At 35.0% G+C, this 25,338-nt stretch carries 43 protein-coding genes; all 43 read left to right on the forward strand.

Going from position 1 to position 25,338, the window contains the following annotated elements; genetic code table 11:
- Positions 1-99: 99 nt before the first annotated feature.
- The 43 genes from LKE46_RS15800 to cwlD all read left to right on the forward strand — a co-directional run bounded on the left by LKE46_RS15800 (position 100) and on the right by cwlD (position 25,292).
- Positions 100-339 carry a ribosomal L7Ae/L30e/S12e/Gadd45 family protein gene (locus LKE46_RS15800; RefSeq protein WP_291724482.1) on the forward strand — a complete coding sequence of 80 codons (240 nt, stop codon included), beginning with the start codon at positions 100-102 and terminating at the stop codon, positions 337-339.
- 104 nt (positions 340-443) lie between these two features.
- A complete protein-coding gene (gene rpsL, locus LKE46_RS15805; RefSeq protein WP_291724485.1) occupies positions 444-821 on the forward strand; it encodes a 30S ribosomal protein S12 in 378 nt (125 codons plus the stop codon).
- Positions 822-995: 174 nt separating this feature from the next.
- The gene (rpsG, locus tag LKE46_RS15810; protein WP_291724488.1) at positions 996-1,466 is read left to right on the forward strand and encodes a 30S ribosomal protein S7; all 471 of its coding nucleotides are present in this window, start codon (positions 996-998) and stop codon (positions 1,464-1,466) included.
- Positions 1,467-1,545: 79 nt separating this feature from the next.
- Complete coding sequence (gene fusA, locus LKE46_RS15815) at positions 1,546-3,615, forward strand: elongation factor G (protein WP_291724492.1); 2,070 nt, start codon at positions 1,546-1,548, stop codon at positions 3,613-3,615.
- A 44-nt stretch (positions 3,616-3,659) separates the two neighbouring features.
- A complete protein-coding gene (tuf, locus tag LKE46_RS15820) occupies positions 3,660-4,853 on the forward strand; it encodes an elongation factor Tu (protein ID WP_291724456.1) in 1,194 nt (397 codons plus the stop codon).
- Between the two features lie 349 nt (positions 4,854-5,202).
- The gene (rpsJ, locus tag LKE46_RS15825) at positions 5,203-5,511 is read left to right on the forward strand and encodes a 30S ribosomal protein S10 (protein ID WP_291724495.1); all 309 of its coding nucleotides are present in this window, start codon (positions 5,203-5,205) and stop codon (positions 5,509-5,511) included.
- Positions 5,512-5,591: 80 nt separating this feature from the next.
- Positions 5,592-6,221 carry a 50S ribosomal protein L3 gene (gene rplC / locus LKE46_RS15830; RefSeq protein ID WP_291724498.1) on the forward strand — a complete coding sequence of 210 codons (630 nt, stop codon included), beginning with the start codon at positions 5,592-5,594 and terminating at the stop codon, positions 6,219-6,221.
- Positions 6,222-6,247: 26 nt separating this feature from the next.
- On the forward strand, positions 6,248-6,868 hold the full coding sequence (rplD, locus tag LKE46_RS15835; protein ID WP_291724499.1) for a 50S ribosomal protein L4: 621 nt from the start codon (positions 6,248-6,250) through the stop codon (positions 6,866-6,868).
- On the forward strand, positions 6,868-7,164 hold the full coding sequence (gene rplW / locus LKE46_RS15840; RefSeq protein WP_291724502.1) for a 50S ribosomal protein L23: 297 nt from the start codon (positions 6,868-6,870) through the stop codon (positions 7,162-7,164). The genes rplD and rplW overlap by 1 nt, the downstream gene beginning before the upstream one ends.
- A 60-nt stretch (positions 7,165-7,224) precedes the next feature.
- Positions 7,225-8,058, forward strand: a complete 834-nt coding sequence (rplB, locus tag LKE46_RS15845; protein WP_291724506.1) for a 50S ribosomal protein L2 — start codon at positions 7,225-7,227, stop codon at positions 8,056-8,058.
- Between the two features lie 60 nt (positions 8,059-8,118).
- The gene (rpsS, locus tag LKE46_RS15850) at positions 8,119-8,430 is read left to right on the forward strand and encodes a 30S ribosomal protein S19 (RefSeq protein ID WP_291724509.1); all 312 of its coding nucleotides are present in this window, start codon (positions 8,119-8,121) and stop codon (positions 8,428-8,430) included.
- 20 nt (positions 8,431-8,450) lie between these two features.
- Positions 8,451-8,789, forward strand: a complete 339-nt coding sequence (gene rplV, locus LKE46_RS15855; protein ID WP_291724511.1) for a 50S ribosomal protein L22 — start codon at positions 8,451-8,453, stop codon at positions 8,787-8,789.
- 14 nt (positions 8,790-8,803) lie between these two features.
- A complete protein-coding gene (rpsC, locus tag LKE46_RS15860; protein ID WP_291724515.1) occupies positions 8,804-9,475 on the forward strand; it encodes a 30S ribosomal protein S3 in 672 nt (223 codons plus the stop codon).
- 17 nt (positions 9,476-9,492) lie between these two features.
- The gene (gene rplP / locus LKE46_RS15865; protein ID WP_291724518.1) at positions 9,493-9,936 is read left to right on the forward strand and encodes a 50S ribosomal protein L16; all 444 of its coding nucleotides are present in this window, start codon (positions 9,493-9,495) and stop codon (positions 9,934-9,936) included.
- Positions 9,926-10,138 (forward strand): 50S ribosomal protein L29, encoded by a 213-nt coding sequence (gene rpmC / locus LKE46_RS15870; protein ID WP_291724522.1) that lies wholly within the window; start codon positions 9,926-9,928, stop codon positions 10,136-10,138. Before rplP ends, rpmC begins: the two co-directional genes overlap by 11 nt.
- A gap of 19 nt (positions 10,139-10,157) precedes the next feature.
- Positions 10,158-10,412, forward strand: coding sequence for a 30S ribosomal protein S17 (gene rpsQ, locus LKE46_RS15875; RefSeq protein WP_291724525.1), 255 nt, complete (start codon positions 10,158-10,160; stop codon positions 10,410-10,412).
- Between the two features lie 26 nt (positions 10,413-10,438).
- Positions 10,439-10,807: a 50S ribosomal protein L14 gene (gene rplN / locus LKE46_RS15880; protein WP_291724528.1), complete on the forward strand. Its 369-nt coding sequence runs from the start codon at positions 10,439-10,441 to the stop codon at positions 10,805-10,807.
- Positions 10,808-10,825: 18 nt separating this feature from the next.
- The gene (rplX, locus tag LKE46_RS15885) at positions 10,826-11,143 is read left to right on the forward strand and encodes a 50S ribosomal protein L24 (protein WP_291724532.1); all 318 of its coding nucleotides are present in this window, start codon (positions 10,826-10,828) and stop codon (positions 11,141-11,143) included.
- Positions 11,144-11,164: 21 nt separating this feature from the next.
- A complete protein-coding gene (gene rplE / locus LKE46_RS15890) occupies positions 11,165-11,710 on the forward strand; it encodes a 50S ribosomal protein L5 (RefSeq protein WP_291724537.1) in 546 nt (181 codons plus the stop codon).
- A gap of 12 nt (positions 11,711-11,722) precedes the next feature.
- A complete protein-coding gene (locus LKE46_RS15895) occupies positions 11,723-11,908 on the forward strand; it encodes a type Z 30S ribosomal protein S14 (protein WP_291724540.1) in 186 nt (61 codons plus the stop codon).
- Positions 11,909-11,941: 33 nt separating this feature from the next.
- Positions 11,942-12,340: a 30S ribosomal protein S8 gene (gene rpsH / locus LKE46_RS15900; protein ID WP_291724543.1), complete on the forward strand. Its 399-nt coding sequence runs from the start codon at positions 11,942-11,944 to the stop codon at positions 12,338-12,340.
- Between the two features lie 30 nt (positions 12,341-12,370).
- Positions 12,371-12,913, forward strand: a complete 543-nt coding sequence (gene rplF, locus LKE46_RS15905; RefSeq protein WP_291724546.1) for a 50S ribosomal protein L6 — start codon at positions 12,371-12,373, stop codon at positions 12,911-12,913.
- Positions 12,914-12,932: 19 nt separating this feature from the next.
- The gene (gene rplR, locus LKE46_RS15910; protein WP_291724549.1) at positions 12,933-13,292 is read left to right on the forward strand and encodes a 50S ribosomal protein L18; all 360 of its coding nucleotides are present in this window, start codon (positions 12,933-12,935) and stop codon (positions 13,290-13,292) included.
- A gap of 16 nt (positions 13,293-13,308) precedes the next feature.
- Positions 13,309-13,806, forward strand: a complete 498-nt coding sequence (gene rpsE, locus LKE46_RS15915) for a 30S ribosomal protein S5 (RefSeq protein ID WP_291724552.1) — start codon at positions 13,309-13,311, stop codon at positions 13,804-13,806.
- 12 nt (positions 13,807-13,818) lie between these two features.
- Complete coding sequence (gene rpmD, locus LKE46_RS15920) at positions 13,819-14,001, forward strand: 50S ribosomal protein L30 (RefSeq protein WP_291724556.1); 183 nt, start codon at positions 13,819-13,821, stop codon at positions 13,999-14,001.
- Positions 14,002-14,017: 16 nt separating this feature from the next.
- A complete protein-coding gene (rplO, locus tag LKE46_RS15925; RefSeq protein ID WP_291724560.1) occupies positions 14,018-14,458 on the forward strand; it encodes a 50S ribosomal protein L15 in 441 nt (146 codons plus the stop codon).
- A 1-nt stretch (position 14,459) separates the two neighbouring features.
- Entirely contained in the window at positions 14,460-15,737 is a 1,278-nt protein-coding gene (gene secY, locus LKE46_RS15930; RefSeq protein WP_291724564.1) for a preprotein translocase subunit SecY, read from the forward strand.
- Between the two features lie 22 nt (positions 15,738-15,759).
- Entirely contained in the window at positions 15,760-16,410 is a 651-nt protein-coding gene (locus LKE46_RS15935) for an adenylate kinase (RefSeq protein ID WP_291724567.1), read from the forward strand.
- The gene (locus LKE46_RS15940; protein ID WP_291724570.1) at positions 16,410-16,694 is read left to right on the forward strand and encodes a KOW domain-containing RNA-binding protein; all 285 of its coding nucleotides are present in this window, start codon (positions 16,410-16,412) and stop codon (positions 16,692-16,694) included. Before LKE46_RS15935 ends, LKE46_RS15940 begins: the two co-directional genes overlap by 1 nt.
- A 17-nt stretch (positions 16,695-16,711) precedes the next feature.
- Positions 16,712-16,930: a translation initiation factor IF-1 gene (gene infA, locus LKE46_RS15945; protein WP_011988826.1), complete on the forward strand. Its 219-nt coding sequence runs from the start codon at positions 16,712-16,714 to the stop codon at positions 16,928-16,930.
- Positions 16,931-16,946: 16 nt separating this feature from the next.
- Entirely contained in the window at positions 16,947-17,060 is a 114-nt protein-coding gene (gene rpmJ, locus LKE46_RS15950; RefSeq protein WP_017753001.1) for a 50S ribosomal protein L36, read from the forward strand.
- 133 nt (positions 17,061-17,193) lie between these two features.
- The gene (gene rpsM / locus LKE46_RS15955; RefSeq protein WP_291724589.1) at positions 17,194-17,568 is read left to right on the forward strand and encodes a 30S ribosomal protein S13; all 375 of its coding nucleotides are present in this window, start codon (positions 17,194-17,196) and stop codon (positions 17,566-17,568) included.
- Positions 17,569-17,580: 12 nt separating this feature from the next.
- On the forward strand, positions 17,581-17,979 hold the full coding sequence (gene rpsK / locus LKE46_RS15960; protein ID WP_291724592.1) for a 30S ribosomal protein S11: 399 nt from the start codon (positions 17,581-17,583) through the stop codon (positions 17,977-17,979).
- A 20-nt stretch (positions 17,980-17,999) separates the two neighbouring features.
- On the forward strand, positions 18,000-18,620 hold the full coding sequence (gene rpsD, locus LKE46_RS15965; protein WP_291724595.1) for a 30S ribosomal protein S4: 621 nt from the start codon (positions 18,000-18,002) through the stop codon (positions 18,618-18,620).
- Between the two features lie 64 nt (positions 18,621-18,684).
- Positions 18,685-19,632, forward strand: a complete 948-nt coding sequence (locus LKE46_RS15970) for a DNA-directed RNA polymerase subunit alpha (RefSeq protein ID WP_291724598.1) — start codon at positions 18,685-18,687, stop codon at positions 19,630-19,632.
- 60 nt (positions 19,633-19,692) lie between these two features.
- Entirely contained in the window at positions 19,693-20,034 is a 342-nt protein-coding gene (gene rplQ / locus LKE46_RS15975) for a 50S ribosomal protein L17 (protein WP_291724601.1), read from the forward strand.
- A gap of 131 nt (positions 20,035-20,165) precedes the next feature.
- Complete coding sequence (locus LKE46_RS15980; protein WP_291724604.1) at positions 20,166-21,011, forward strand: energy-coupling factor transporter ATPase; 846 nt, start codon at positions 20,166-20,168, stop codon at positions 21,009-21,011.
- The gene (locus LKE46_RS15985; RefSeq protein ID WP_291724606.1) at positions 20,996-21,850 is read left to right on the forward strand and encodes an energy-coupling factor transporter ATPase; all 855 of its coding nucleotides are present in this window, start codon (positions 20,996-20,998) and stop codon (positions 21,848-21,850) included. Before LKE46_RS15980 ends, LKE46_RS15985 begins: the two co-directional genes overlap by 16 nt.
- A gap of 10 nt (positions 21,851-21,860) precedes the next feature.
- The gene (locus tag LKE46_RS15990) at positions 21,861-22,670 is read left to right on the forward strand and encodes an energy-coupling factor transporter transmembrane component T family protein (RefSeq protein ID WP_291724609.1); all 810 of its coding nucleotides are present in this window, start codon (positions 21,861-21,863) and stop codon (positions 22,668-22,670) included.
- Positions 22,670-23,404, forward strand: coding sequence for a tRNA pseudouridine(38-40) synthase TruA (gene truA, locus LKE46_RS15995; RefSeq protein ID WP_291724612.1), 735 nt, complete (start codon positions 22,670-22,672; stop codon positions 23,402-23,404). Before LKE46_RS15990 ends, truA begins: the two co-directional genes overlap by 1 nt.
- A gap of 154 nt (positions 23,405-23,558) precedes the next feature.
- Entirely contained in the window at positions 23,559-23,993 is a 435-nt protein-coding gene (rplM, locus tag LKE46_RS16000) for a 50S ribosomal protein L13 (RefSeq protein WP_291724615.1), read from the forward strand.
- A 24-nt stretch (positions 23,994-24,017) separates the two neighbouring features.
- Entirely contained in the window at positions 24,018-24,410 is a 393-nt protein-coding gene (gene rpsI / locus LKE46_RS16005; RefSeq protein WP_291724619.1) for a 30S ribosomal protein S9, read from the forward strand.
- A 168-nt stretch (positions 24,411-24,578) separates the two neighbouring features.
- Positions 24,579-25,292, forward strand: coding sequence for an N-acetylmuramoyl-L-alanine amidase CwlD (cwlD, locus tag LKE46_RS16010; RefSeq protein WP_291724622.1), 714 nt, complete (start codon positions 24,579-24,581; stop codon positions 25,290-25,292).
- Positions 25,293-25,338: the final 46 nt, after the last annotated feature.

Here is a 25,338-nt window from a genome sequence, read left to right on the forward strand (position 1 = left end):
CATAACAGTACTAAAATGATAAAATACAGCTATGTGTTTTTAAAGAGGCAAAGTTTAAGAGCTTTGTCTCTATAACACTGTAAGGGAGGAAATAGGTTTATGATTTACAGACTTAAGGGAAAAAAGGTTGTTGGTATAAAGCAGACTGTTAAGGCCATTAAAAATGATGAGGCTAAAACTGTATATATAGCTAAAGATGCTAACGAGAGTCTGATGAAACCGGTAGAGATATTAGCTAAAGATAATTCCTTAGAAGTTGTATATATAGATACCATGAAAGAATTGGGTAGGCTATGTGGAATAAATGTAGGTGCGGCTACTGCTGCTCTGCTTAAGTAAGTTGTTAGTCAGCTTTTATGATATTTAATATAAATTTTATAGTTGTTTATATCTAATATTTTAATTTATAGATATTAGTTTAATAGTAAAAAGGAGGTGTAAAGATGCCAACAATAAGCCAGTTAGTTAGAAAAGGAAGAAAAACTTCAAATTTAAAATCACAGGCACCAGCATTAAGGGAATGTCCTCAGAAAAGAGGGGTTTGCACAGTAGTAAAAACAACTACTCCTAAAAAGCCTAACTCCGCACTTAGAAAAATAGCCAGAGTTAGATTGGTAAATGGTTATGAAGTTACTTCTTACATTCCTGGTATAGGACATAATCTTCAGGAACATAGTGTTGTTCTTATAAGAGGTGGAAGAGTAAAAGATCTTCCAGGTGTAAGATATCATATTGTAAGAGGAGCTTTAGATTCAGCAGGAGTAGCTGATAGATTGCAGGCAAGATCAAAATATGGTGCAAAAAAACCAAAGCAGAAATAGCATTGGTTATAACAATGAATTTAGTGCTATGTATTCAGCATTCATTATAAATTGATAGATATTTTTAACATTGATAAATTATTTTGCAGGAGTACAAAGCGCTTTGCGGTTATTGATTAAATATAATCGAGTACCTATGAACTTAAATTTTGAATTGTTAAGGAGGGAAGAAAAGTGGCAAGAAAAGGACATATAGGAAAAAGAGATGTATTGCCTGATCCAGTATATAATAGTAAGGTTGTTACTAAACTGATTAACAATATAATGGAAGATGGTAAGAAAGGTGTGGCTCAAAAAATATGCTACAGTGCTTTTGACATAATTCAAGGAAAAACTAATAAAGAGCCAATTGAAGTATTTGAAGAGGCTATGAACAACATAATGCCTTTACTCGAAGTAAAAGCTAGAAGAATTGGTGGTGCAACCTATCAGGTACCAATAGAAGTTAGACCAGAAAGAAGACAGACATTAGGTATCAGATGGCTTCTTATTGCATCAAGAAAAAGAAATGAAAAGTATATGAGGGAAAGGCTGGCTTCAGAAATCATAGATGCATCTAATAATACAGGAGCTGCTGTTAAAAAGAGGGAAGAAACTCATAAAATGGCTGAAGCAAATAAAGCTTTTGCACATTATAGATATTAATAATATTCAAAACTGTTTTGGTGGGTTTGCTAAAACAGTTTTGTCGAATTAAATTTACAGTTGCAAGGAGGAAGAGCAAGTGGGAAGAGAATATCCATTAGATAAATTCCGTAATATTGGAATAATGGCACATATAGATGCTGGAAAAACTACCACTACAGAACGTATACTTTTCTATACGGGAAGAACCCATAAAATAGGAGAAGTACACAATGGTGAAGCTACAATGGACTGGATGGCACAAGAGCAGGAAAGAGGAATAACAATAACTTCAGCAGCTACATTCTGTCAGTGGAAAGGTTATGCGATAAATATAATAGATACACCAGGACACGTGGATTTTACTGTAGAAGTTGAAAGATCATTGAGAGTTTTAGATGGTGCGGTTACTGTTTTAGATGCAAAAAGTGGAGTGGAGCCTCAGACAGAGACTGTATGGCGACAGGCAGATAATTATGGAGTTCCAAGAATGGTGTATGTAAATAAAATGGACTCTGTTGGAGCAGATTTTTATATGTGTATAAATACATTGAGAGAAAGACTTCATTGTAATGCAGTACCTATCCAGATTCCAATAGGAACAGAAGATCAATTTAAAGGTATAGTTGATCTCATAAAAAATGAAGCTATAATATATGAAGATGATTTGGGTACCGTTATGGATGAAGTGGAAATACCTGATGATTTGAAGGATAAGGCAAGTGAATACAGGACTGCATTAATTGAGGCAGTAGCTGATTTTGATGAAGATTTAATGATGAAATATCTGGATGGAGAAGAGCTGACTGAAGAAGAAATAATATCTACTCTTAGGAAAGGTGTTATTGCAAATGAAATAGTACCTGTTTTGTGTGGATCTTCATATAAAAACAAAGGCGTACAACCAATGATAGATGCTGTAGTCAATTTCATGCCATCACCTCTTGATATACCGCCTGTAAAGGGAAAAAATCCTGAAACTGGTGAAGATGATGAGAGACCTGCTGATGATAATGCACCTCTGTCTGCACTGGCATTTAAAATAGCAACTGATCCATTTATAGGAAAGCTAGCATTTACAAGGATATATTCTGGCATCATGAAAAGCGGTACTTATGTTTATAATTCAACTAAAGGTAAAAAAGAGAGAATTGCCAGACTTGTAAAAATGCATTCAAACCACAGACAGGAAATTGATGAACTCTATGCAGGAGATCTTGGTGCAATAGTAGGGCTGAAAGAAACAACTACCGGTAATACTCTTTGTGATGAAAATGATCCTATAGTACTTGAGAGCATGGAATTTCCAGAGCCAGTTATAGATGTAGCTATAGAACCTAAAACAAAAGCAGATCAGGAAAAGATGGGTATAGCTCTTGCGAAACTTGCAGAAGAAGATCCAACTTTTAAAACTTATACAGATCATGAAACCGGCCAGACAATAATAGCTGGAATGGGTGAACTTCATTTGGAGATAATTGTTGATAGACTCCAGAGAGAATTTAAAGTGGAATGTAATGTTGGTAAACCTCAGGTTGCGTATAAAGAAACCATTAAGAAGACTGTTAAGGCGGAGGGAAAATTTATAAGACAATCTGGTGGACATGGACAATATGGACACTGCTGGATAGAAATGTCTCCTTCAGGAGATGGATATTCCTTTGAAAATGCCATTGTAGGTGGAACTATACCTAAAGAGTATATCGGACCAATTGACAATGGAATACAGGAAGCTGCACAGAGCGGTGTAGTAGCTGGATATCCGGTTATAAATTTTAAAGTCAAACTTTATGATGGTTCATATCATGATGTAGACTCTTCTGAAATGGCATTTAAGATAGCGGCTTCCATGGCATTTAAAAATGCCATGAACAAAGCGGATCCTATTTTACTTGAGCCTATGGAAAAAGTTGAAGTTACAGTACCGGAAGAATATATGGGAGATGTAATGGGAGACATAAATTCCAGAAGAGGAATTATTGAAGGAATGACTCAGAGATCGGGTGCACAAGTTATAAGGGCATTTGTACCTCTTTCTGAAATGTTTGGATACGCCACAGTTCTTAGATCAAGGACACAGGGTAGAGGCGTGTATTCTATGTCATTTGACCATTATGAAGAAGTTCCAAAGAGTATTCAAGAAAAAGTTACAGGCGAAAGAAACGGTTAAATTTATTTATAATTTTAATTTGTGTTGAGGAGGAAGAAAATAAAATGTCAAAAGAGAAGTTTGAGAGAACGAAACCACATGTAAACATAGGGACAATAGGACACGTAGACCATGGTAAGACAACACTGACGGCAGCAATAACGACAGTATTGGCAAAAGAGGGGAAAGCAGCAGCAACAAAATATGATGAAATAGATAAGGCACCAGAAGAGAAAGAAAGAGGAATAACAATAAATACAGCACACGTAGAGTATGAGACAGACAAGAGACACTATGCACATGTAGACTGTCCAGGACATGCAGATTATGTAAAGAACATGATAACAGGAGCAGCACAGATGGATGGAGCAATCCTGGTAGTAAGTGCAGCAGATGGACCAATGCCGCAGACAAGAGAGCATATACTTCTGGCAAGTAGGGTAGGAGTACAGTATATAGTAGTATTTTTGAATAAGTCAGATCAGGTAGATGACCCTGAATTAATAGAATTGGTTGAGATGGAAGTAAGGGAATTGTTGAGTGAGTATGGGTTCCCAGGAGATGACGTTCCAATAATAGTAGGAAGTGCATTGAAGGTACTGGAAAATCCAGATGATCCAGAAGCAACAAAGTGTATACATGAGCTTATGGATGCAGTAGATAATTATATACCGACACCGGAAAGACCAATAGATAAACCATTCCTAATGCCAATAGAGGATATATTCACAATAACAGGAAGAGGAACAGTAGCAACAGGAAGAGTAGAGACAGGAGTGCTCAAGATAGGAGACGAACTTGAGATAGTAGGACTTAGTGAAGAGAAGAAGAAGACAGTATGTACAGGAGTGGAAATGTTCAGGAAGCTTCTTGACCAGGCAATGGCAGGAGACAACATAGGGGTACTGTTGAGAGGAATACAGAGAGAAGAAGTAGAGAGAGGCCAGGTATTGTCAAAACCGGGAACAGTACATCCGCACAAGAAATTTGTAGGGCAGGTTTATGTATTGAAGAAAGAAGAAGGAGGAAGACATACTCCGTTTTTCAATGGATACAGACCGCAGTTTTATTTCAGGACAACAGATGTAACAGGCTCGATAGCCCTTCCAGAGGGAGTAGAGATGGTAATGCCTGGAGATCATATAGACATGAATGTAGAGCTTATAACACCGGTAGCAATGCATGAAGGACTGAGATTTGCAATAAGAGAAGGCGGAAGAACAGTTGGCTCAGGTGTAGTTACTAAAATTGTAGAGTAGCTTTTTGGGAAAAGAAGGATAAGACTTGCTTAAAAAGTTTATAAGTTAAAGGGGAAGGGGACGCCCTTCTCTTTTTACGTGCATTTAAAAATTAGTTTTTATTTTGCTTGTAAAATAAAAATATTTATAGTATAATTAAGAAGTTGTGTTGTTATAACAGTGATGAAGTGAGAGGTTGCCGGGCTTCCGGGGAATTCTTGACTGAACAATCTAGGTCTTTGAACCAGATGACGGTGGTTCTGTATGTGTATTATTAGGCGAAATAAGATGAAACGCCAGGAACAGTTTACAGAATATATCCGCTGTTGTACGTAAGAAGCAAAGCGTGCATGAAAAGGAGGGAATATAAATGGCAAAACAGAGAATAAGAATAAGATTAAAGGCTTTTGATCATAGCATATTGGATCAGTCTTCAGAGAGAATTGTAGAAACAGCCAAATCCACTGGAGCAAAGGTGGCAGGTCCAGTACCATTACCTACTGAGAAAGATGTTGTCACAATACTTAGAGCTCCGCATAAATACAAGGATTCAAGAGAACAATTCGAGATAAGAACACATAAAAGACTTATAGATATTATAAGCCCATCACCAAAGACGGTAGATGCTCTTATGAGATTGGATCTTCCAGCAGGTGTTGATATAGAAATCAAGCTTTAGATTGTTGTAATAGATTTGACTATTACAAACTATTATGATTGCAATATGTGATCCGCTAATATGTTGAGGAGGTGTGTAAAATGAAAAAGGCAATAATGGGTAAAAAACTTGGCATGACCCAGATATTTGATGAAAACAGAAAGGTAGTACCGGTTACAGTTATTGAAGCAGGTCCTTGTGTGGTTTTACAGAAGAAAACTTCAGAAAAAGATGGTTATGAGGCTATTCAGGTAGCTTTTGATGATATGAGGGAAAAACTTGCAGGAAAACCTATGAAGGGACACTTTAAAAAGGCAGGAGTAGCACTGAAAAAATTTATAAGGGAATTTAGAATTGACGATATAACTTCTTATGAAGTCGGTCAGGAAATAAAGGCTGATGTTTTTGAGTCAGGTGAAAGAGTTGATATTTCAGGAGTTTCAAAAGGTAAGGGATTTCAGGGAACTATAAAAAAATGGAATGCACAGAGAGGTCCTATGTCCCATGGTTCAAAATTTCATAGAGCAGTTGGTTCAATGGGTGCAGCATCAGATCCATCGAGAACATTCAAAAACATGAAGATGCCTGGACATATGGGTAATGTAAATTCAACAGTACTAAATTTACAAGTTGCAAAAATTATTCCTGAGAAAAATCTTATATTGATAAAAGGTGGAGTACCAGGTCCTAATAAAGGATTAGTAATAATAAGAAATACTATAAAAGCGTAATATTTTTTTAGAAAGGAGGATACAGAATGCCTACAGTAGGATTATTTAATAAAGATGGTAAAAAAATTGGAGATTTGGACTTATCAGATAAGGTATTTGGAGTTGAAGTTAATGAATATGCAGTCCATGAAGTAGTTGTTGCACTGCTTGCTAATAAGAGACAGGGAACTCAATCAGCTAAGACCAGATCTGAAGTTTCTGGAGGTGGAATTAAACCTTGGAGACAGAAAGGAACGGGTAGAGCAAGGCAGGGATCAATAAGAGCTCCACAATGGATTCATGGTGGTATGGTTTTTGCAGTAAAACCTAGAAGTTACAGAATTTCTGTGCCTAAGTCCACTAGAAAAGTTGCAATGAAGTCTGCACTTACAAGCAAGGTTAAGGAAGATGAGATAATTGTTTTAGACAATTTAACTCTTGATGCTCCAAAAACAAAAGATATGGTAAGTATCTTGAATGCAATCAATACTCAAAAGACATTGATTGTTACAGAACAATCCGATCAGAATGTATATAAATCAGCACGAAATATAAAAGGTGTAAAAGTGATCCCCGTTAATAACTTAAATGTATATGATCTGCTGAAATTTGATAAACTTGTGATAACAAAGGATGCTGTATCAAAGATTGAGGAGGTGTATGCATAATGAAATATACAAATTATGATATCATAAGAAGACCTGTTATAACTGAAAAAACAATGGCTTCCATGAACAATAAAAAATACACCTTTATAGTTGATATACGTGCTACGAAAACAATGATTCGCACGGCTATTGAAGATGTGTTTGATGTTACTGTAGAGGACATCAAGACAGCTAGATATGTAGGAAAGCCTAAAAGGGTTGGAGTACATTTGGGAAAAAGACCGGATTATAAAAAGGCAATTGTCAAGCTTACAGGAGACAGCAAGACAATAGAGTTTTTTGAAGGAATGCAGTAGAAATAAAGCAGTTATTGGTTTGTAGACCAGATAAGCGATAAATAAGGAGGAAATACGGTAATGGCAGTTAAAGGATTTAAACCAACCACTCCATCAAAAAGAAATATGACAGTTAGTACATTTGAAGAATTAACTACAGATGTACCTGAAAAATCACTTCTTGCAACATTAAAGAAGAGTGGTGGTAGAAATGCCAACGGCAGAATAACAGTTCGACACATAGGCGGAGGAGAAAAAAGAAAATATAGAATAATTGATTTTAAAAGAGATAAAGATGGTATACCAGCTAAAGTTGCCACTATAGAATATGATCCTAATAGATCTGCATATATAGCTCTTGTGAATTACACAGACGGAGAGAAAAGATACATAATAGCTCCAGTTGGATTGAAAGTTGGAGATGTTATAGTTTCTGGATCTGATTCAGATATAAAAGTTGGAAATTGTCTTCCGCTTGTAAATATACCAGTTGGTACTATAATTCATAATATAGAACTTCAAAAAGGAAAGGGAGCTCAGCTTGTAAGATCGGCTGGAGCATCAGCACAACTTATGGCAAAAGAGGGAGAGTATGCTACTCTTAGATTGCCAAGCGGTGAAATGAGATATGTTAGAATCGAGTGCAGAGCTACTATTGGTACAGTTTCAAATTTAACTCATGAGATAATTAGCTTGGGTAAAGCAGGCAGAAAGAGGCACCTGGGTGTTAGGCCAACGGTAAGAGGATCTGTCATGAATCCTAATGACCATCCACATGGTGGTGGTGAAGGTAAATCACCAGTAGGTCATCCAGGACCACTTACTCCTTGGGGTAAACCGGCTTTAGGATATAAAACTCGAAAAAACAAAAAATATTCCGATAAGTTTATAGTTAAGAGGAGAAATAGTAAGTAGTTTGAAGAGAATGTACATTCTCTTCCATAAGCTATAGGGTAATGAAAGGAGGACAATAAGTTGAGTAGATCGGTTAAAAAAGGACCTTATGTTCAAGAAGCTCTTTTAAAGAGAATAAATGAAATGAATAAAAAGGGTGAAAAGAAAGTAATAAAGACTTGGTCAAGGAGTTCAACTATATTCCCACAGATGATAGGTCATACCATTGCAGTACATGATGGAAGAAAGCATGTACCTGTATATATATCTGAAGATATGGTAGGACATAAATTAGGAGAATTTTCATTGACTAGGACATATAGAGGACACGTTCAGAAATCAGAAAAAACAACTAGTGTTGCTAATAATGTTGCTAAGCCAGCTGCTAAATAGCAATGAAAGGAGGTACGAAAATGGAAGCCAAAGCAATAGTTAAATACGTAAGAATGTCTTCAAGCAAGGTAGAAATAGTTCTTGACTTGATAAGAGGCAAAAATGTAAATGAAGCCTTTGCTATATTAAAATATACTCCGAAAGATGCAGCTGTAGTGGTTAATAAATTGCTTAAATCAGCAGTTGCCAATGCGGAAAATAATTTGGATTTGGACGCAAATGATTTATATGTATCGGAAGCATATTCATGTCAGGGCCCAACTTTAAAGAGATTTCAGCCGCATGCTCAGGGCAGAGCATTTGGTATAAAAAAGAGAAGCAGTCATATAACTTTGGTAGTTAAAGAGAGAGAAAATTAAAAGGAGGGAAATAGATGGGACAGAAAGTACATCCACATGGTCTCAGAGTTGGTGTCATTAAAGAATGGGATGCTAAATGGTATGCAGACAAAAAGAACTTTGCGGATAATTTGATTGAAGATAATGTCATAAGAAATTTTGTAAAAGATAAAACTAGGATTGCAGGAATTTCTAAGATTCAAATTGAGAGAGCAGCTAAGAGAGTCAAGTTGAATATATTTACAGCAAAACCAGGCATGGTTATAGGAAAAGGCGGACAGGGAATAGAAACCTTGAAATCAGAACTTCAAAAGATAATTAAAGCAAAAACAATATTGATAAATATAGTTGAAGTTAAATCCCCGGAAGCAGATGCTCAGCTTATGGCAGAAAATATAGCAACGCAACTTGAAAAGAGGATTTCATTTAGAAGGGCAATGAAGCAGACAATACAAAGAGCAATGAAGACAGGAATTAAAGGAGTTAAAACGACTTGTGCAGGAAGACTTGGCGGTGCAGAAATTGCAAGAACTGAATCTTATCATGACGGAACAATTCCACTTCAGACTTTGAGAGCTGATATAGATTATGGATTTGCCGAAGCAAATACAACTTACGGAAAAATTGGAGTTAAAGTTTGGACTTATAAGGGAGAGATACTTCCAACTAAGAAAAAGGCTGAGAGTAAAGAAGAAGTTAACGCTTAGGAAAGGAGGAATAGAACATGTTAATGCCTAAAAGAGTTAAACATCGTAAGGTACAGCGTGGTAGAATGAAAGGTAGAGCTACAAGAGGTAATTTTATATCATATGGAGATTATGCTATACAGGCTACTGAATGCGGATGGATTACAAGCAATCAAATAGAGGCTGCCAGAATAGCTATAAATAGATATATTAAAAGAGGAGGAAAACTTTGGATAAAGATTTTCCCGGATAAACCAGTTACTGAAAAACCAGCGGAAACTCGTATGGGTTCCGGTAAAGGAACACCAGAATACTGGGTAGCAGTTGTAAAACCTGACAGAGTATTATTTGAATTATCGGGTGTTGGTGAGGATGTAGCTAGAGAAGCTATGAGACTTGCTGCATATAAGTTGCCTATAAAGACTAAGTTTGTAACAAGAAAAGATTTTGAAAAAATGGGTGGTGAAAGCAATGAAGGCTAAAGAATTGAAAGAATTAAGAAATGATAGCCCTCAGGACTTACAGACAAAATTAGCTGATTTCAAGTCTGAATTGTTTAATTTGAGATTCCAATTGGCTATTGGTCAGCTGGAGAACCCAATGAGAATAAAAGAAGTAAAAAAATCTATAGCTCAAGTTAAAACCATCCTTAGAGAGAATGAACTAAGGGCTTTGGAACAATAGACTGAAAGGAGGTTGCCATATGGAAAGAAATTATAGAAAAACCAAAATCGGAAGAGTTGTTTCTGATAAAATGGATAAGACAGTAGTTGTGGCTGTAGAAACGAAAGTACGTCATCCGTTATATGGTAAAATAATGAATAGAACCACTAGATTTAAAGCTCATGATGAAAATAATGAAGCTAAAACTAATGATAGAGTATTAATAATGGAAACCAGACCTCTATCTAAAGACAAAAGATGGAGACTTGTTGAAATAGTAGAAAAAGCTAAATAGTATAAAGCTGAAAGGAGGGTATTTCAATGATTCAACAACAAACATTGTTGAAAGTTGCAGATAATTCTGGTGCTAAAGAGGTTATGTGTATAAGAGTGTTAGGTGGTTCCAAAAGAAAATGGGGAAACATCGGAGATGTAATAGTTGCTAGTGTTAAAAGCGCAACACCTGGCGGTGTTGTTAAAAAGGGAGAAGTTGTAAAAGCAGTTATAGTAAGATCTGTAAAGGGATTGAGAAGAGCGGATGGTTCATACATAAGATTCGATGAGAATGCTGCAGTTCTGATAAAGGAAGATAAGCAGCCGAGAGGAACTCGTATTTTTGGACCAGTTGCAAGAGAGCTAAGAGATAAGGATTTTACAAAAATATTATCATTAGCGCCTGAAGTTCTATAAGATAAGGAGGTGGCTATAATGGCAAAAGTGCATGTAAGAAAGAAAGATACTGTTATGGTTATATCAGGAAAAGATAAGGGAAAAATCGGAGAAGTATTATCAGTAAATCCCAAATCAAGCAAAGTTATTGTTAAAGATGTAAATATTATTACAAAACATCAAAAACCTAACAGAGAAAACATGGAAGGCGGAATAATTCATAAAGAAGCGCCTATATATAGTTCTAAAGTAATGTTATATTGCAATAAATGTAAAGGTGTTACAAGAATAAGCCATAAAATATTAGATGATGGAACAAAGGTAAGAGTATGTAAAAAGTGCGGAGAGACATTTTAATCTTTGAAAGGAGGGCAAAATATGAGTTCAAGATTACAAGAAAAGTATAATAACGAAGTGATTCCTGCTTTAGTAGAGGAATTCAAATACAAAAATGTAATGCAGGCACCGAGATTAGAAAAGATAGTTATAAATATGGGTGTCGGAGAAGCTAAAGATAATCCAAAAGTTTTAGAATCGGCAGTAAATGATTTGACTATAATTACAGGACAAAAGCCTGTATTGACAAGAGCTAAGAAATCAGTAGCAAATTTTAAAATAAGAGAAAAAATGCCTATAGGCTGCAAGGTTACCTTGAGAAAACAGTATATGTATGAATTTGCTGATAAACTGATGAATGTTGCTCTTCCGAGAGTAAGGGATTTTTCAGGGGTTCCTGATAAATCTTTTGATGGAAGAGGAAATTACTCACTGGGAATTAAAGAACAATTAATATTTCCTGAAATAGAATATGATAAAATAGATAAAGTAAGAGGTATGGATATAATTTTTGTTACAACTGCCAATACTGACGAAGAGGCAAAGGAACTGCTTAAATTTCTTGGTATGCCGTTTGCTCAAAGATAAGGAGGGAAAAACGTGGCACGTAAGGCTTTGATTGAAAAATACAAGAAAGAACCTAAATATCCAACTAGAGCTTATACCAGATGCAGAATATGCGGGAGACCACATTCTGTATTAAAAAAATATGGTATATGTCGTATTTGCTTTAGAGAACTTGCATATAAGGGAGAAATACCTGGCTGTAAAAAGGCAAGTTGGTAATTAGTAGTTATAGATGAAAGGAGGCACACATAAATGGTAATGACTGATCCTATCGCAGATTTACTTACACGTATAAGGAATGCAAATATTGTTAGACATGAGACAGTGGAAGTACCTTCTTCAAACATTAAGAAGGCAATATTAAATATAATGCTTCAAGAAGGATATATTAAGGATTTAGAAGAATATACAGATGGTTCTGTTAAAATGATAAGATTTTCTATGAAATATATTGAAAATAAACAGAGAGTTATAACAGGTCTCAAAAGAATTTCAAAACCGGGTTTGAGAGTTTATTGTAGAAAAGAGGAAATTCCTAAGGTATTGAATGGTCTTGGGGTTGCCGTAATTTCGACTTCAAACGGAATTGTTACCGATAAAGAGGCGAGAAAATTAGGAGTAGGTGGAGAAGTACTTTGTTACATATGGTAATAACCTACGAATACCACAGGAGGTGTAATAATGTCAAGAATAGGAAGACTTCCAGTAGCTATTCCAAGTGGCGTGACGGTCACAGTAACGCCAGACAACGTTGTTACTGTTAAGGGGCCTAAAGGTCAGCTTGTTAAAGCTATGAGAAAAGAAATGAATATATCTATTGAAGATAATTCAATAATAGTTAAGAGAAATAATGATGAAAAAGAAATGAAGGCACTGCACGGATTAACTAGAGCACTTATAAATAATATGGTAGTTGGAGTTACGGAAGGATATTCTAAAGCCTTGGAACTTGTAGGTGTTGGATACAGGGCCCAATTACAAGGTAAAAAATTAGTAATGCATCTAGGATATTCACATCCAGTTGAAATAGAACCTGCCGAAGGAGTAACTTTTGAGATACCAAGCGCTACACAGGTTGTGGTAAAAGGAATTGACAAAGAGGTAGTCGGAGATATAGCAGCTGATATAAGAAATTGGAGAAAGCCGGAACCTTATAAGGGAAAAGGAATTAAATATGAAAATGAACATATAAGACGTAAAGAGGGTAAAACTGGTAAGAAATAATGGAAAGGAGTGAATATTTATGTTCAAAAAAGATGACAAGAAAAAGTTGAGATCAAAACGTCATCTGAGAGTTCGAAAAAAGATTTTTGGAACCTCTGGAATACCAAGACTTGCAGTCTATAGAAGTGAAAAGAACATATATGCTCAGATAATAGATGATATTAAAGGAATAACTTTGATTTCAGCATCTACGTTAGATAAAGATTTTGAAGGAGTAGGAAGTAATAAAGAGGCAGCTAGAATTGTTGGCGGAAATATTGGAAAGAAAGCTGTTGAAAAGGGAATTAAAGAAGTAGTATTTGATAGAGGCGGATATGTATACCATGGAAGGATACAAAACCTTGCAGAAGGAGCAAGGGAAGCTGGCTTGAAATTTTAAAGAAGGAGGAAAATTGATGAGAATTGATCCTAGCACTTTAAATCTTAAAGAGAAGGTTGTGTTTATAAATAGGGTTGCTAAGGTTGTCAAAGGTGGTAGAAACTTTAGATTCAGCGCACTTGTTGTTGTTGGAGATGAAGCCGGGCATGTAGGTGTTGGAACTGGTAAATCTATAGAAATACCTGAGGCAATTAGAAAAGGAATAGAAGATGCTAAAAAGAATTTAATTAATGTTGCGATTGTTGAAACTACGGTACCACATGATATTGTTGGTGAGTTCGGCACAGGAAGAGTACTTATAAAAACCGCTTCAGAAGGAACGGGAGTTATAGCAGGAGGTCCAGCTAGGGCAGTACTTGAACTTGCCGGTTTGAAGGATGTCAGAGCAAAATCACTTGGAAGCAATAATCCAACAAATATGGTAAATGCTACTATTGACGGTTTGTCTAAATTGAGAACGGCAGAACAGATTGCTGCTCTTAGAGGTAAAACTGTTGAAGAGATTTTAGGTTAGGAGGTAATACCTTTGGCTAAACTTAAAATAACTTTGGAAAAAAGTTTAATAGGAAGAAAAAAAGATCATATAGCTACAATTGAAGCTCTTGGATTGAGAAAAATAAGAAGTGTAGTAGAAAAAGAAGATACTCCTCAGATAAGAGGTATGATAAAAAAAGTTAGTTATCTTTTAAAAGTTGAAGAAGCACAATAAGAGGAGGTGTAAGAAAATGAAACTTCACGATTTGAAATCTGCAGCAGGATCAAGAAAATCACCTAAGAGAGTTGGTAGAGGTACCGGTTCAGGGCTAGGAAGAAATGCTGGTAGAGGTGAAAATGGACAGAAAGCCAGATCTGGCGGCGGAGTAAGGGTAGGATTTGAAGGTGGGCAAATGCCTTTATTCAGAAGAATTCCTAAAAGAGGATTTACTAATATATTTGCAAAACAGTATTCACAAATCAATGTGGAGAGATTAAATATATTTGAAGATGGAACAGAAGTAACACCACAATTGCTTCTGGAAAAGAAAATAATTAAGAAATCCAAAGATGGTGTGAAAATACTTGGAAATGGCGAGTTGAATAAAAAACTTACAATAAAAGCAGCTAAATTTACAAAAGCTGCAGCTGAAAAAATAGAAGCTGCTGGAGGAAAAGTTGAGGTGATATAAGATGTTATCAACCTTATTAAATGCCTGGAAAGTTCCAGAGTTAAGGAAAAGATTGCTATTCACTCTGTTTATGATAATAATTTTTAGAATGGGAAATTTTATACCTGTTCCAGGGATAGATACTTCAAAGCTAGCTAATCTGACTAGCGGAGGATCGTTGATTGGTTTTTATGATCTTATATCAGGCGGAGCGTTTAGTAGGTTTAGTATATTTGCAATGGGTGTTATTCCCTTTATCAATTCTTCTATCATAATGCAATTGCTTACAGTAGCAATACCACGTTTAGAGCAATTGTCCAAAGAAGGAGAAGAAGGAAGAAAGAAAATACAGGAGTATACAAGATATGCATCTGTTCCATTAGGATTGATACAGAGTTTTAGCATATATGCTATAATAGCTAGTGCAGGTGCTTTGACAGAGACATCAAAGTTGAACATTTTCATAATAATGCTGACTGTTACAACAGCTTCCACTTTTCTTATGTGGCTTGGAGACAAAATTACTCAACATGGTGTTGGAAATGGAGTTTCTCTTATAATATTTATAAATATTATTTCAGGTTTTCCGTCTACACTTGCTGGCATTTTTAAGTTGCAACAGACTCAAATAGTAAATTTTGTTGAAGTAATAGGATTTGCAGCCATTATAGTGTTACTTTTTGTAGTAGTGGTAATTACTAATCTATCTGAAAGAAGAATTCCTATTCAATATGCAGGTAAAACTGCTGGTGGAAGAATGTATAAAGGACAATCAACTAATATTCCTATTAATGTAAATGGTGCTGCAGTCATTGGAATAATATTTGCCATATCTGTTATGCAATTTCCAACGACTATAGGACAATTTTTCCCTGAATCAAGCTTTTATAAGTTTGTAGTTGCAAGTAAATTTAGTCCTTTTAAGGGAAGTGGCTGGGAATATGCGTTGCTGTATTTTGTATTGACAATCTTTTTTACATGGTTTTATACTCAGGTAACTTTAAAACCGGACGAAATGGCAGAGAATATGCATAAATCTTCTGGATTTATTCCGGGAATAAGACCAGGTGAGCCAACGGCAGTATATATAGAAAAAGTTTTGACACGAGTATCAATTTTAGGTGGAGGATTTGCAGGAATAATAGCAATTGCACCTATAATAGCAGAAACCTATACTAATTTTAAGGGAATATATTTTGGTGGAACCGGGTTGCTTATAATAGTAAATGTTGCAATTGAAACCATCAGGCAGTTGGAATCTCAATTAGTAATGCGTCATTACCAGGGATTTTTAAAGTAAAGATAATTTGGAGATGATTTAGTTGAAAATAGTTTTGTTAGGCCCTCCAGGAGCTGGAAAAGGAACTCAGGCTAAATTTATCAGTGATAAGTTTTGTATACCTCATATATCCACAGGAGATATTTTCAGAAAAAATATCTCAGAAAAAACTCCACTTGGAGTAAAAGCCAAAAGTTATTTGGATGAAGGCAAATTAGTACCGGATGAAGTAACTATAGACATAGTTAAAGATAGATTAAGCATGGAAGATTGCAAGAATGGATTTCTATTGGATGGGTTTCCAAGAACAGTAAATCAGGCAAATGCACTTGATGCTTTTTTAAATGATAATTCACAAAGTATAGACAGGACATTACTTATAGATGTACCTAGAGAGTTGATTCTTGAACGAATGACTGGAAGAAGAGTTTGTTCCGCATGCGGGGCAAGTTATCATATTAAATTCAATCCTACCAAGATTGATGGCAAATGTGATATCTGTGGTGGAAAGGTAGTTCAGAGAAAAGATGATACAACCGCCACTGTGAAAGATAGACTGGATGTATATGAAGAACAGACACAGCCTTTAATAGGTTATTATAAAAATCGAAATAAACTTTCAACAGTAGATGGAACTGGAGAAATAAATCAGGTTTTTGAAAGGGTAAAAAAATCCCTGGGTGCTGCATCTTAATGATAGATATTGGAAAATGCGATTGCTATATTGGAAGAGTAGTTTCATCAAAAGCTGGAAGAGATAAAGGAAAATTTTTTATAATAGTGGGAATTTTAGATGAAGGTCATGTATATATAAGTGATGGCAAGCTTAGAACTATTGAAAAACCAAAGAAAAAGAAACTCAAACATTTAAATTTTATTGACTGTGAATTTAAAGATATGGGAGATCTTCTAAGCAGACATCGACAAATCGATAATTCCATCATAAAGAGTTTTTTAGAGCCTTACGACAAGAAATAAGGAGGTTTGATTACCTTATGTCAAAAGATGATGTGATAGAAATGCAGGGTACTGTTTTAGAAGCTTTACCTAATGCAATGTTCGAAGTAGAATTAGAAAGCGGACATAAAATATTAGCACATATATCAGGCAAATTAAGAATGAATTTTATAAGAATACTCCCAGGTGATAAAGTTACAGTAGAACTTTCTCCATACGATTTAACTCGTGGAAGAATAACCTGGAGAGCAAAGTAATTAAGGAGGGTTAGCTATGAAAGTAAGACCGTCAGTTAAGCCTATGTGTGAAAAGTGCAAAGTAATAAAGAGAAAGGGAAAAGTAATGGTAATCTGTGAAAACCCTAAGCACAAGCAAAAACAAGGCTAACTTAATAAGGTATTTGGTTAATGATGTTTTAAGGTACGGCTGCAGCGGAACATTTAGTTCTGCTTGCCTTAAGGCTTTATATAAAAATTATTTAAATAATCCTTAACAAGCAGATATTAGGAGGTGTAATTTAATGGCAAGAATATCAGGTATTGATTTACCGAAGGAAAAACGAGTAGAAATAGGTCTAACATATATATTTGGTATAGGGTTACCGACTTCACAGAAAATATTAAGAGAAACTGGTGTGAATCCGGACACAAGGATAAAGGACTTAACAGAAGAAGAAGTCAACCTTTTGAGGGATTATATCAAGAACTTGAAAGTCGAAGGTGACTTGAGAAGAGAAACTGCTCTTAACATAAAGAGATTGATAGAAATAGGTTCATATAGAGGAATAAGACATAGAAGAGGTCTTCCGGTTAGAGGACAAAAGACAAAGACAAATGCAAGAACTAGAAAAGGTCCTAAGAAATTAGTGGGAGCTAAGAAAAAGAAATTAGTATAAGGAGGTAAATAGATGGCAGCAGTATCGAAAGCTAAAAAGTCAAAAAGAAAAAAAGAAAGAAAAAATGTTGAACATGGCTGTGCACATATAAAATCAACTTTTAATAATTCAATAGTTACTATAACTGACGCCGTTGGTAATACATTATCCTGGGCTAGTGCAGGCGGCTTAGGCTTTAGAGGTTCAAGAAAAAGTACTCCATTTGCTGCTCAGATGGCAGCTGAAACTTCAGCAAAAGTAGCTATGGAGCATGGATTAAAAAGTATAGAAGTATATGTTAAAGGGCCAGGATCTGGAAGAGAAGCAGCAATAAGGTCACTTCAGGCTGCAGGTTTGGAAGTTACATTGATAAAAGATGTAACACCTATACCACATAATGGTTGTAGACCACCAAAGAGAAGAAGAGTTTAGTAATAGGAGGTGTAATTTTAATGGCAAGATATACTGGATCAGTATGCAGACTTTGTAGAAGAGAAGGTTTAAAACTATTTCTTAAAGGGGATAGATGTTATACAGATAAATGTGCAGTTTCAAGAAGAGGATATGCACCAGGACAACATGGTCAGGGAAGAAAAAAAGTCTCTAACTATGGTTTACAGCTAAGGGAAAAGCAAAAGGCCAGAAGAATATATGGAATACTGGAAGGACAATTTAGAAAATACTATGACAAGGCTGACAGAAAAAGGGGTATAACAGGTGAAAACTTGCTTAAATCTCTTGAATTGAGACTCGATAATGTAGCTTTTAAACTTGGTTATGGGCAGTCAAGAGCAGAGGCTAGGCAATTGGTAACCCATGGGCATTTTTTAGTGAATGGTAAAAAGGTTGATATTCCTTCTTATGAAGTATCAGTTAATGATGTTATATCTGTTTCTGATAAGAGCAGATCATCGGAAAAATTTAAAACTTTTGCAGAAAACCCCAAGACTCTTCCTACATGGTTAGAGGGAACTGCAGAAAATTTTGAAGGAAAAGTTGTCAGGGAACCTTTAAGAGAAGATATAGATATTCCTGTTAATGAAACATTAATAGTAGAGTATTATAGTAAATAAGTAATATAAGAATCAGTTGCCCTCAAAATAAATTATAATATAAATAAGAAGGAGGGTTATATTCATGTTAGAAATAGAAAAGCCCAAAATAGAGTGTGTAGAGGTAAGTGAAGACGGTAAGTACGGAAAATTTGTGGTAGAACCATTGGAAAGAGGTTATGGTATTACTCTTGGAAATGCACTCAGGAGAATACTTCTTTCTTCATTGCCTGGAGTAGCTGCTAATCATATTAAAATTGATGGTGTGCTTCATGAGTTTTCTACTGTTCATGGAGTGAAGGAAGATGTTGCGGAGTTAATTCTAAATATAAAATTATTAGCTCTGAAGATGAATGGCGATGAGCCTAAAATAATATATATAGATGCAGAAGGACCAGGAGAAGTAAAAGCAGGGGATATAAAAACTGATGGTGATGTTGAAATAGTAAATCCGGATTTACATATAGCTACTTTAGATGATGACGGGAAATTATATATGGAGATCATGGTAAATACAGGAAGAGGATATGTATCTCAAGCAAGAAACAAGAGTGAAGATATGCCAATAGGTACAATTCCTGTAGATTCTATATATACACCAGTAAAAAGGGTTAATTTTAACATAGAAAATACAAGAGTTGGTCAAATTACTGATTATGATAAGTTATCTCTTGAGGTATGGACTAATGGAACTATAATGCCAGATGAGGCTATAAGTTTATCAGCAAAAATATTAATAGAACATTTTAAGCTGTTTATGACTCTCACAGATCATGCTAACAATGTAGAAATAATGGTTGAAAAAGAAGAGGATAAAAAGGAAAAAGTTCTTGAGATGACTATTGAAGAACTTGACCTTTCTGTTAGAAGTTATAATTGTTTGAAGAGGGCTGGTATAAATACAGTTCAAGAATTAACTGAAAGAACTATGGATGATATGATGAAGGTTAGAAACTTAGGTAAAAAATCCTTAGAAGAAGTCGAACAAAAACTAGAGGCTTTGGAATTGTCATTGAAGCAGAACGAAGAATAATAGAGTATTAAATCAATAGAAAATCAATAGAATTTTCGTGGACAGATAGGAGGGATATAGATGGCTTCACATCGTAAATTAGGTCGCCCAACTGACCAAAGAAAGGCAATGCTCAGAAATCTTGTTACAAGTTTTTTAAAGCATGAAAAAATTCAAACTACATCTACAAGGGCACAGGAAACTAGAAGCATAGCTGAGAAAATGATAACATTGGCTAAAAGAGGAGACCTTCATGCTAGAAGACAGGTGCTTTCATTTGTAACAGAAGAAGAAGTTGTAAAAAAATTATTTGATAATATAGCTCCTAAATATAATGAAAGAAATGGCGGATATACAAGAATGTATAAGATGGGACCAAGAAGAGGAGACGGAGCTGAGGTAGTTATACTAGAGTTAGTATAAAACCCAGGGGGATTAAGTTAACTTAATCCCCATTTTAACATATTATTCTTTAATTTGAATTTTAAACGTGGTATATTTAATATTAATATAGTGCTAAAAGTATTTTTGCTTCTCTGTAGTGAGGTGTTTATATGGAAAAAAAGATGATAGACTGCAAAAATTTAAGCTTTAGTTATAATGCCAGTAATGAAAATAGCAATAAGTTAGCTGTAGACGATGTTACTTTTAATATTAAAAAGGGCGAATTTTTGGCCATTCTTGGTAGAAACGGTTCTGGGAAATCTACCCTGGCTAAGCATATGAATGCATTATTGGTGCCAACCAGTGGAAAAATGTACGTAGAAAATTTAGATACTTCTGATGAAAAAAATGTATGGAATATAAGAAATAAGGCGGGCATGATATTTCAGAATCCAGACAACCAAATAGTTGCTACTATTGTAGAAGAAGACGTAGCTTTTGGACCGGAAAATTTGGGAATTGATCCACAGGATATAAGAAACAGAGTTGATGACTGCTTAAAAAAAGTAAATATGTATGAATACAGGAAACATGCACCACATTTACTTTCAGGTGGACAAAAGCAAAGAGTGGCTATAGCGGGTGTTCTTGCTATGAGGCCTCAGTGTATAATATTTGATGAATCCACTGCAATGCTTGATCCATCAGGAAGACAGGAAGTAATGAATACTATAAGGGAAATAAATCATAGTTATAATATGACAGTGGTTTTAATTACACATTATATGGAGGAAGCTGCCAGGGCTGATAGAATAATTGTTATAGATGAAGGTAAAATTGCCATGGAAGGTACTCCTAGGAATATATTTAGCCAGGTTCAAAAAATGAAAAGTTTGGGGCTTGATGTGCCTCAAATGACTGAGTTGGCCTATGAACTAAAGAAGTCAGGAGTTAATATACAATCAGATATATTAACTATAGATGAGATGGTGAGAGAATTATGTCGATTGAAATAAAAAATTTGACTCATATATATATGAAGGGATCTCCTTTTGAGAAAAAAGCAATAGATAATGTTACCGTTGAAATACAAGAAGGAGAATTTGTAGCCCTAATAGGACATACTGGTTCTGGAAAATCAACGCTTATTCAACATATCAATGGGCTTCTGAAACCAGATTCGGGAAGTATAATAATAGATGGAGTTGATATAACAGATAAAAGTACAAATCTCAATTTTATAAGAAAAAAAGTAGGACTTGTATTTCAGTATCCAGAATATCAGTTGTTTGAAGAGACTATTGAAAAAGATATTGCCTTTGGTCCTAAAAATTTGGGACTAAAGGATGATGATATAAATAAAAGAGTAAAAAGAGCTATGAATATGGTTGGACTTGAATATGAAAAATACAGGAATAAATCTCCTTTTGAAGTAAGCGGTGGACAAAAGAGAAGGGTAGCCATAGCAGGTGTGGTTGCAATGGAACCTAGAGTTCTGATTCTGGATGAACCTACAGCAGGATTGGATCCAAAAGGCAGGGATGAAATTCTAGGTAAAATAAAGGACTTACATAGAGAATATAATATGACTATAATACTGGTATCACATAGTATGGAAGATGTTGCAAAGCTCGCAGACAGAATACTTGTTATGCATAAGGGGAAATGTATACTTGATGGTGCTCCGCAGAAAGTATTCTCCGAAGTTGATACATTGGAAAGTGTAGGCCTGGCGGTACCACAGGTAACTTATCTTGTAAAGAAACTAAAGGATAAAGGATTTAATATATCAACTAATATATTTACAGTAGATCAGGCTAAAAATGAAATACTTAGAATATTAAACGAAGGATAGGTAAGTCGTTATGATTAAAGATATTACAATAGGACAATATATACCTGGAGATTCTTTTGTTCATAAATTGGATCCACGAGTTAAAATATTGATTTCCATAGTCTATATTATAGACCTGTTTATAATAAATAGTTTTAGAGGATATATATTTATAGTGCTTTTTACATTTCTAGCCATAATCATATCAAGGGTTAAATTTGTATATATTTATAAAGGATTAAAGCCAATTTTGATTCTGGCACTCATAACAGCGATTTTAAATATATTTATGACTACAGGGGCAAATCCACCTTTATTTAAATGGAAATTTATATCTGTATATAGTGAAGGATTGATATTAGCTGCATTTATGGTTATAAGGCTTGTATTTTTGATAGTGGGTACATCTCTTTTGACACTTACTACATCACCTATTGAACTTACGGATGGAATAGAGAAATTGTTGAATCCCATGAAAAAAATAGGGGTCCCAGCTCATGAATTAGCTATGATGATGACTATAGCCCTTAGATTTATACCTACCCTTATGGATGAAACTGATAAAATAATGAAAGCACAGATGGCACGTGGAGCAGATTTTGAATCTGGAAATTTGATACATAGAGCCAAAAGTCTCATACCCATTCTAGTACCTCTTTTTATAAGTTCTTTTAGACGTGCGGATGAACTGGCTATGGCCATGGAAGCGAGGTGCTATAGAGGCGGTGAAGGAAGAACCAGAATGAAGCAATTGAGACTTACAAATAAAGATTTTATAGCATCCTTAAATATAGCAGCTTTGGTTGTAGTGTCAATACTCGGCAGAGTCTGGTGGAGCTAATGAAGAATATAAAGCTTATTCTTGAATATGACGGAACAAATTATTCAGGATGGCAGAGACAGAAAAATGCAATGACTATACAGGAAAAACTGGAGAAGGCAATAAGAAAAGCTACAGAAGAAGTGTGTGGGACAATTGGCTGCAGCAGAACTGATGCAGGAGTTCATGCAAGAGGTTTTGTCTGTAATTTTTTAACAAACAGTAAAATACCACCTGACAATTTTAAAATGGTATTAAATAAATTACTACCTGATGATATAGTTATTCTTAAGTCCAAAGAGGTTGATATCGGATTTCACTCCAGGTATGATAGTACAGGTAAAAAATATACTTATACGATTATAACTGGAAACAACAGACCGGCTATTGGGAGAAGTTACATGTACTGGTTTTATAGAAGATTAAATATTGAAGATATAAAAAGGGCATGCAAGTATTTTATAGGAACACATGATTTTTCAGCATTTAAATCCAGCGGAAGCTCAGTTAAAACTTCAGTGAGATGTATAACTGAATTTACAGTTGTTAAAGAAGAAAATTTCATAAGATTCAGTGTTATAGGCAATGGCTTTCTATACAATATGGTAAGGATCATGGTTGGTACTGTGCTTGAAGTTGGAGTAGGAAGATTTAAACCGGAGTATATAGAATCAATACTAGCTTCTAAGGATAGATCTAAAGCAGGGAAACCAGCACCTCCACATGGCTTGTGCCTTGAAGAGGTGTTTTATTGAAGCATCTGAATTTTTTGTTTTAGAAAATATTGACACGCCAGGATCGTTGTATTATAATATAAATGTTTGTATCTAAGCATAAAGGGTCCACTAGCCCCGGATCTTTATATAGATAAATACAATTATAGTAAAAAGTTCGAGGAGGAAAACCGGGATGAAATCATATATTGCTAAGCCGCAGGATATTGAAAGAAAATGGTACGTTGTTGATGCAGCTGGGAAGCCATTAGGAAGAGTGGCAAGTCAGATTGCTTCTATATTAAGAGGAAAAAATAAACCTATATTTACACCGCATGTAGATACAGGAGATTTTGTCATAGTAATAAATTCAGAAAAAGTAGTTTTAACTGGTAAGAAATTAGATCAGAAATTATTAAGACATCATTCGTTATATGCAGGTGGATTAAAGGAAACTCCATATAGAGAGGCGTTACAGAAGAAACCGGAATTTGTGTTTCAGGAAGCTGTTAGGAGAATGCTTCCAAAGGGAGTACTGGGAAGACAGATGCTTAAGAAATTAAAGGTTTATAGAGGATCGGAACATAACCATGAAGCTCAAAAACCAGAATTGTTGGAATTAAGATATTAATGGAAGTTGGAAGGAGGATAAATAATGGCTAAGGTTCAGTATTTGGGAACAGGAAGAAGAAAGAAATCAGTAGCAAGAGTTAGACTTGTACCAGGAGAAGGTAAAGTCACAATAAATAAAAGAGATATTGAAGATTATTTTGGATTGGAAACATTAAGGGTTATAGTTAATCAACCCCTGGAATTGACTTCAACAAAGGGAAAATTTGACGTACTTGTAAATGTCTTTGGCGGAGGATTTACTGGTCAGGCAGGAGCTATAAGACATGGAATATCAAGGGCACTTTTAAAGGCAGATGAAAACTTGAGACTTGAACTCAAAAAAGCTGGGTTTCTGACTAGAGATCCAAGAATGAAGGAAAGAAAGAAATACGGTCTTAAGAAAGCAAGAAGAGCTCCTCAATTTTCAAAGAGATAGTTTATATGTTTTGCATATATGTTTTACTATAGATTATTTTAAGTTTGAGAATTTGTGTTGGCAAGAGCAGAAAGATTTTAATAGTCTTTCTGCTCTTTTTTGTATATTTTTGTGGAATTGAGACAAAAATAATCTCTAGAATTGATGAGAGGAAGTGATTATTAATTTATGATAAAAAAGATACGTATAAAAATTGCTGCAATAATGATGATATGTATTTGTACTACGGTGATTTTTCAAGATAAAGTATATTCAACTGCATCTTCTAGTAGTATAAATGACAGACAAAAAACTATTATACTTGTAGATCCAGGACATGGCGGTATAGATGGTGGTGCTGAGGCTAAAGATGGTACTATGGAGAAAAATATAAATTTGAAAATAAGTAGCAAACTTAAAAATAACCTGAAAAAACAGGGATATACTGTACTTATGACAAGAGAAAGCGACAAAGGACTGTATACTCAAGGAGGAAAAATAAGAAAGAAAAAGGTGGAGGATTTGGGAAACAGGGCCAGGATGAAAAATGACACCAATTGCAATATGTTTATAAGTATACATCTAAACAAGTTTCCACAATCCAAATATTATGGTGCGCAGGTGTGGTATTCTAAAAATCAAGACAGCAAACAACTGGCTAAAATTATACAGGATAATTTAATAAGGGATTTGGATTCAAGTAACAACAGACATGAAAAAGCAGCCCTTGATTTATACAAAATATTAAGGGAAAATGATGATATGCCTTCTGTCATAGTAGAATGCGGATTTTTGTCCAATGATCAAGAAAGAGAAAAATTGAAATCAGATGACTACCAAAACAAAATAGCAGACTCTATAGCCAAATCAGTTAATGAATACTATAAGTGCTTTGATAAGTAAAGTTTGTTGCATATGCATGACTGATTGTGATACTATTAATTTGCAA

Source organism: Clostridium sp. (genome assembly GCF_022482905.1).
Classification (GTDB): domain Bacteria; phylum Bacillota; class Clostridia; order Clostridiales; family Clostridiaceae; genus Clostridium_B.

What these genes read in the sequence shown, in the direction of transcription:
- LKE46_RS15800 (WP_291724482.1), top strand. Translation starts at nt 100, where the DNA reads ATGATTTACAGACTTAAGGGAAAAAAGGTTGTTGGTATAAAGCAGACT.
- rpsL (WP_291724485.1), top strand. Translation starts at nt 444, where the DNA reads ATGCCAACAATAAGCCAGTTAGTTAGAAAAGGAAGAAAAACTTCAAAT.
- tuf (WP_291724456.1), top strand. Translation starts at nt 3,660, where the DNA reads ATGTCAAAAGAGAAGTTTGAGAGAACGAAACCACATGTAAACATAGGG.
- rpsJ (WP_291724495.1), top strand. Translation starts at nt 5,203, where the DNA reads ATGGCAAAACAGAGAATAAGAATAAGATTAAAGGCTTTTGATCATAGC.
- rplC (WP_291724498.1), top strand. Translation starts at nt 5,592, where the DNA reads ATGAAAAAGGCAATAATGGGTAAAAAACTTGGCATGACCCAGATATTT.
- rplD (WP_291724499.1), top strand. Translation starts at nt 6,248, where the DNA reads ATGCCTACAGTAGGATTATTTAATAAAGATGGTAAAAAAATTGGAGAT.
- rplW (WP_291724502.1), top strand. Translation starts at nt 6,868, where the DNA reads ATGAAATATACAAATTATGATATCATAAGAAGACCTGTTATAACTGAA.
- rplB (WP_291724506.1), top strand. Translation starts at nt 7,225, where the DNA reads ATGGCAGTTAAAGGATTTAAACCAACCACTCCATCAAAAAGAAATATG.
- rplV (WP_291724511.1), top strand. Translation starts at nt 8,451, where the DNA reads ATGGAAGCCAAAGCAATAGTTAAATACGTAAGAATGTCTTCAAGCAAG.
- rpsC (WP_291724515.1), top strand. Translation starts at nt 8,804, where the DNA reads ATGGGACAGAAAGTACATCCACATGGTCTCAGAGTTGGTGTCATTAAA.
- rplP (WP_291724518.1), top strand. Translation starts at nt 9,493, where the DNA reads ATGTTAATGCCTAAAAGAGTTAAACATCGTAAGGTACAGCGTGGTAGA.
- rpmC (WP_291724522.1), top strand. Translation starts at nt 9,926, where the DNA reads ATGAAGGCTAAAGAATTGAAAGAATTAAGAAATGATAGCCCTCAGGAC.
- rpsQ (WP_291724525.1), top strand. Translation starts at nt 10,158, where the DNA reads ATGGAAAGAAATTATAGAAAAACCAAAATCGGAAGAGTTGTTTCTGAT.
- rplN (WP_291724528.1), top strand. Translation starts at nt 10,439, where the DNA reads ATGATTCAACAACAAACATTGTTGAAAGTTGCAGATAATTCTGGTGCT.
- rplX (WP_291724532.1), top strand. Translation starts at nt 10,826, where the DNA reads ATGGCAAAAGTGCATGTAAGAAAGAAAGATACTGTTATGGTTATATCA.
- rplE (WP_291724537.1), top strand. Translation starts at nt 11,165, where the DNA reads ATGAGTTCAAGATTACAAGAAAAGTATAATAACGAAGTGATTCCTGCT.
- rpsH (WP_291724543.1), top strand. Translation starts at nt 11,942, where the DNA reads ATGGTAATGACTGATCCTATCGCAGATTTACTTACACGTATAAGGAAT.
- rplF (WP_291724546.1), top strand. Translation starts at nt 12,371, where the DNA reads ATGTCAAGAATAGGAAGACTTCCAGTAGCTATTCCAAGTGGCGTGACG.
- rplR (WP_291724549.1), top strand. Translation starts at nt 12,933, where the DNA reads ATGTTCAAAAAAGATGACAAGAAAAAGTTGAGATCAAAACGTCATCTG.
- rpsE (WP_291724552.1), top strand. Translation starts at nt 13,309, where the DNA reads ATGAGAATTGATCCTAGCACTTTAAATCTTAAAGAGAAGGTTGTGTTT.
- rplO (WP_291724560.1), top strand. Translation starts at nt 14,018, where the DNA reads ATGAAACTTCACGATTTGAAATCTGCAGCAGGATCAAGAAAATCACCT.
- secY (WP_291724564.1), top strand. Translation starts at nt 14,460, where the DNA reads ATGTTATCAACCTTATTAAATGCCTGGAAAGTTCCAGAGTTAAGGAAA.
- LKE46_RS15940 (WP_291724570.1), top strand. Translation starts at nt 16,410, where the DNA reads ATGATAGATATTGGAAAATGCGATTGCTATATTGGAAGAGTAGTTTCA.
- infA (WP_011988826.1), top strand. Translation starts at nt 16,712, where the DNA reads ATGTCAAAAGATGATGTGATAGAAATGCAGGGTACTGTTTTAGAAGCT.
- rpmJ (WP_017753001.1), top strand. Translation starts at nt 16,947, where the DNA reads ATGAAAGTAAGACCGTCAGTTAAGCCTATGTGTGAAAAGTGCAAAGTA.
- rpsM (WP_291724589.1), top strand. Translation starts at nt 17,194, where the DNA reads ATGGCAAGAATATCAGGTATTGATTTACCGAAGGAAAAACGAGTAGAA.
- rpsK (WP_291724592.1), top strand. Translation starts at nt 17,581, where the DNA reads ATGGCAGCAGTATCGAAAGCTAAAAAGTCAAAAAGAAAAAAAGAAAGA.
- rpsD (WP_291724595.1), top strand. Translation starts at nt 18,000, where the DNA reads ATGGCAAGATATACTGGATCAGTATGCAGACTTTGTAGAAGAGAAGGT.
- LKE46_RS15970 (WP_291724598.1), top strand. Translation starts at nt 18,685, where the DNA reads ATGTTAGAAATAGAAAAGCCCAAAATAGAGTGTGTAGAGGTAAGTGAA.
- rplQ (WP_291724601.1), top strand. Translation starts at nt 19,693, where the DNA reads ATGGCTTCACATCGTAAATTAGGTCGCCCAACTGACCAAAGAAAGGCA.
- LKE46_RS15980 (WP_291724604.1), top strand. Translation starts at nt 20,166, where the DNA reads ATGGAAAAAAAGATGATAGACTGCAAAAATTTAAGCTTTAGTTATAAT.
- LKE46_RS15985 (WP_291724606.1), top strand. Translation starts at nt 20,996, where the DNA reads ATGTCGATTGAAATAAAAAATTTGACTCATATATATATGAAGGGATCT.
- LKE46_RS15990 (WP_291724609.1), top strand. Translation starts at nt 21,861, where the DNA reads ATGATTAAAGATATTACAATAGGACAATATATACCTGGAGATTCTTTT.
- truA (WP_291724612.1), top strand. Translation starts at nt 22,670, where the DNA reads ATGAAGAATATAAAGCTTATTCTTGAATATGACGGAACAAATTATTCA.
- rplM (WP_291724615.1), top strand. Translation starts at nt 23,559, where the DNA reads ATGAAATCATATATTGCTAAGCCGCAGGATATTGAAAGAAAATGGTAC.
- rpsI (WP_291724619.1), top strand. Translation starts at nt 24,018, where the DNA reads ATGGCTAAGGTTCAGTATTTGGGAACAGGAAGAAGAAAGAAATCAGTA.
- cwlD (WP_291724622.1), top strand. Translation starts at nt 24,579, where the DNA reads ATGATAAAAAAGATACGTATAAAAATTGCTGCAATAATGATGATATGT.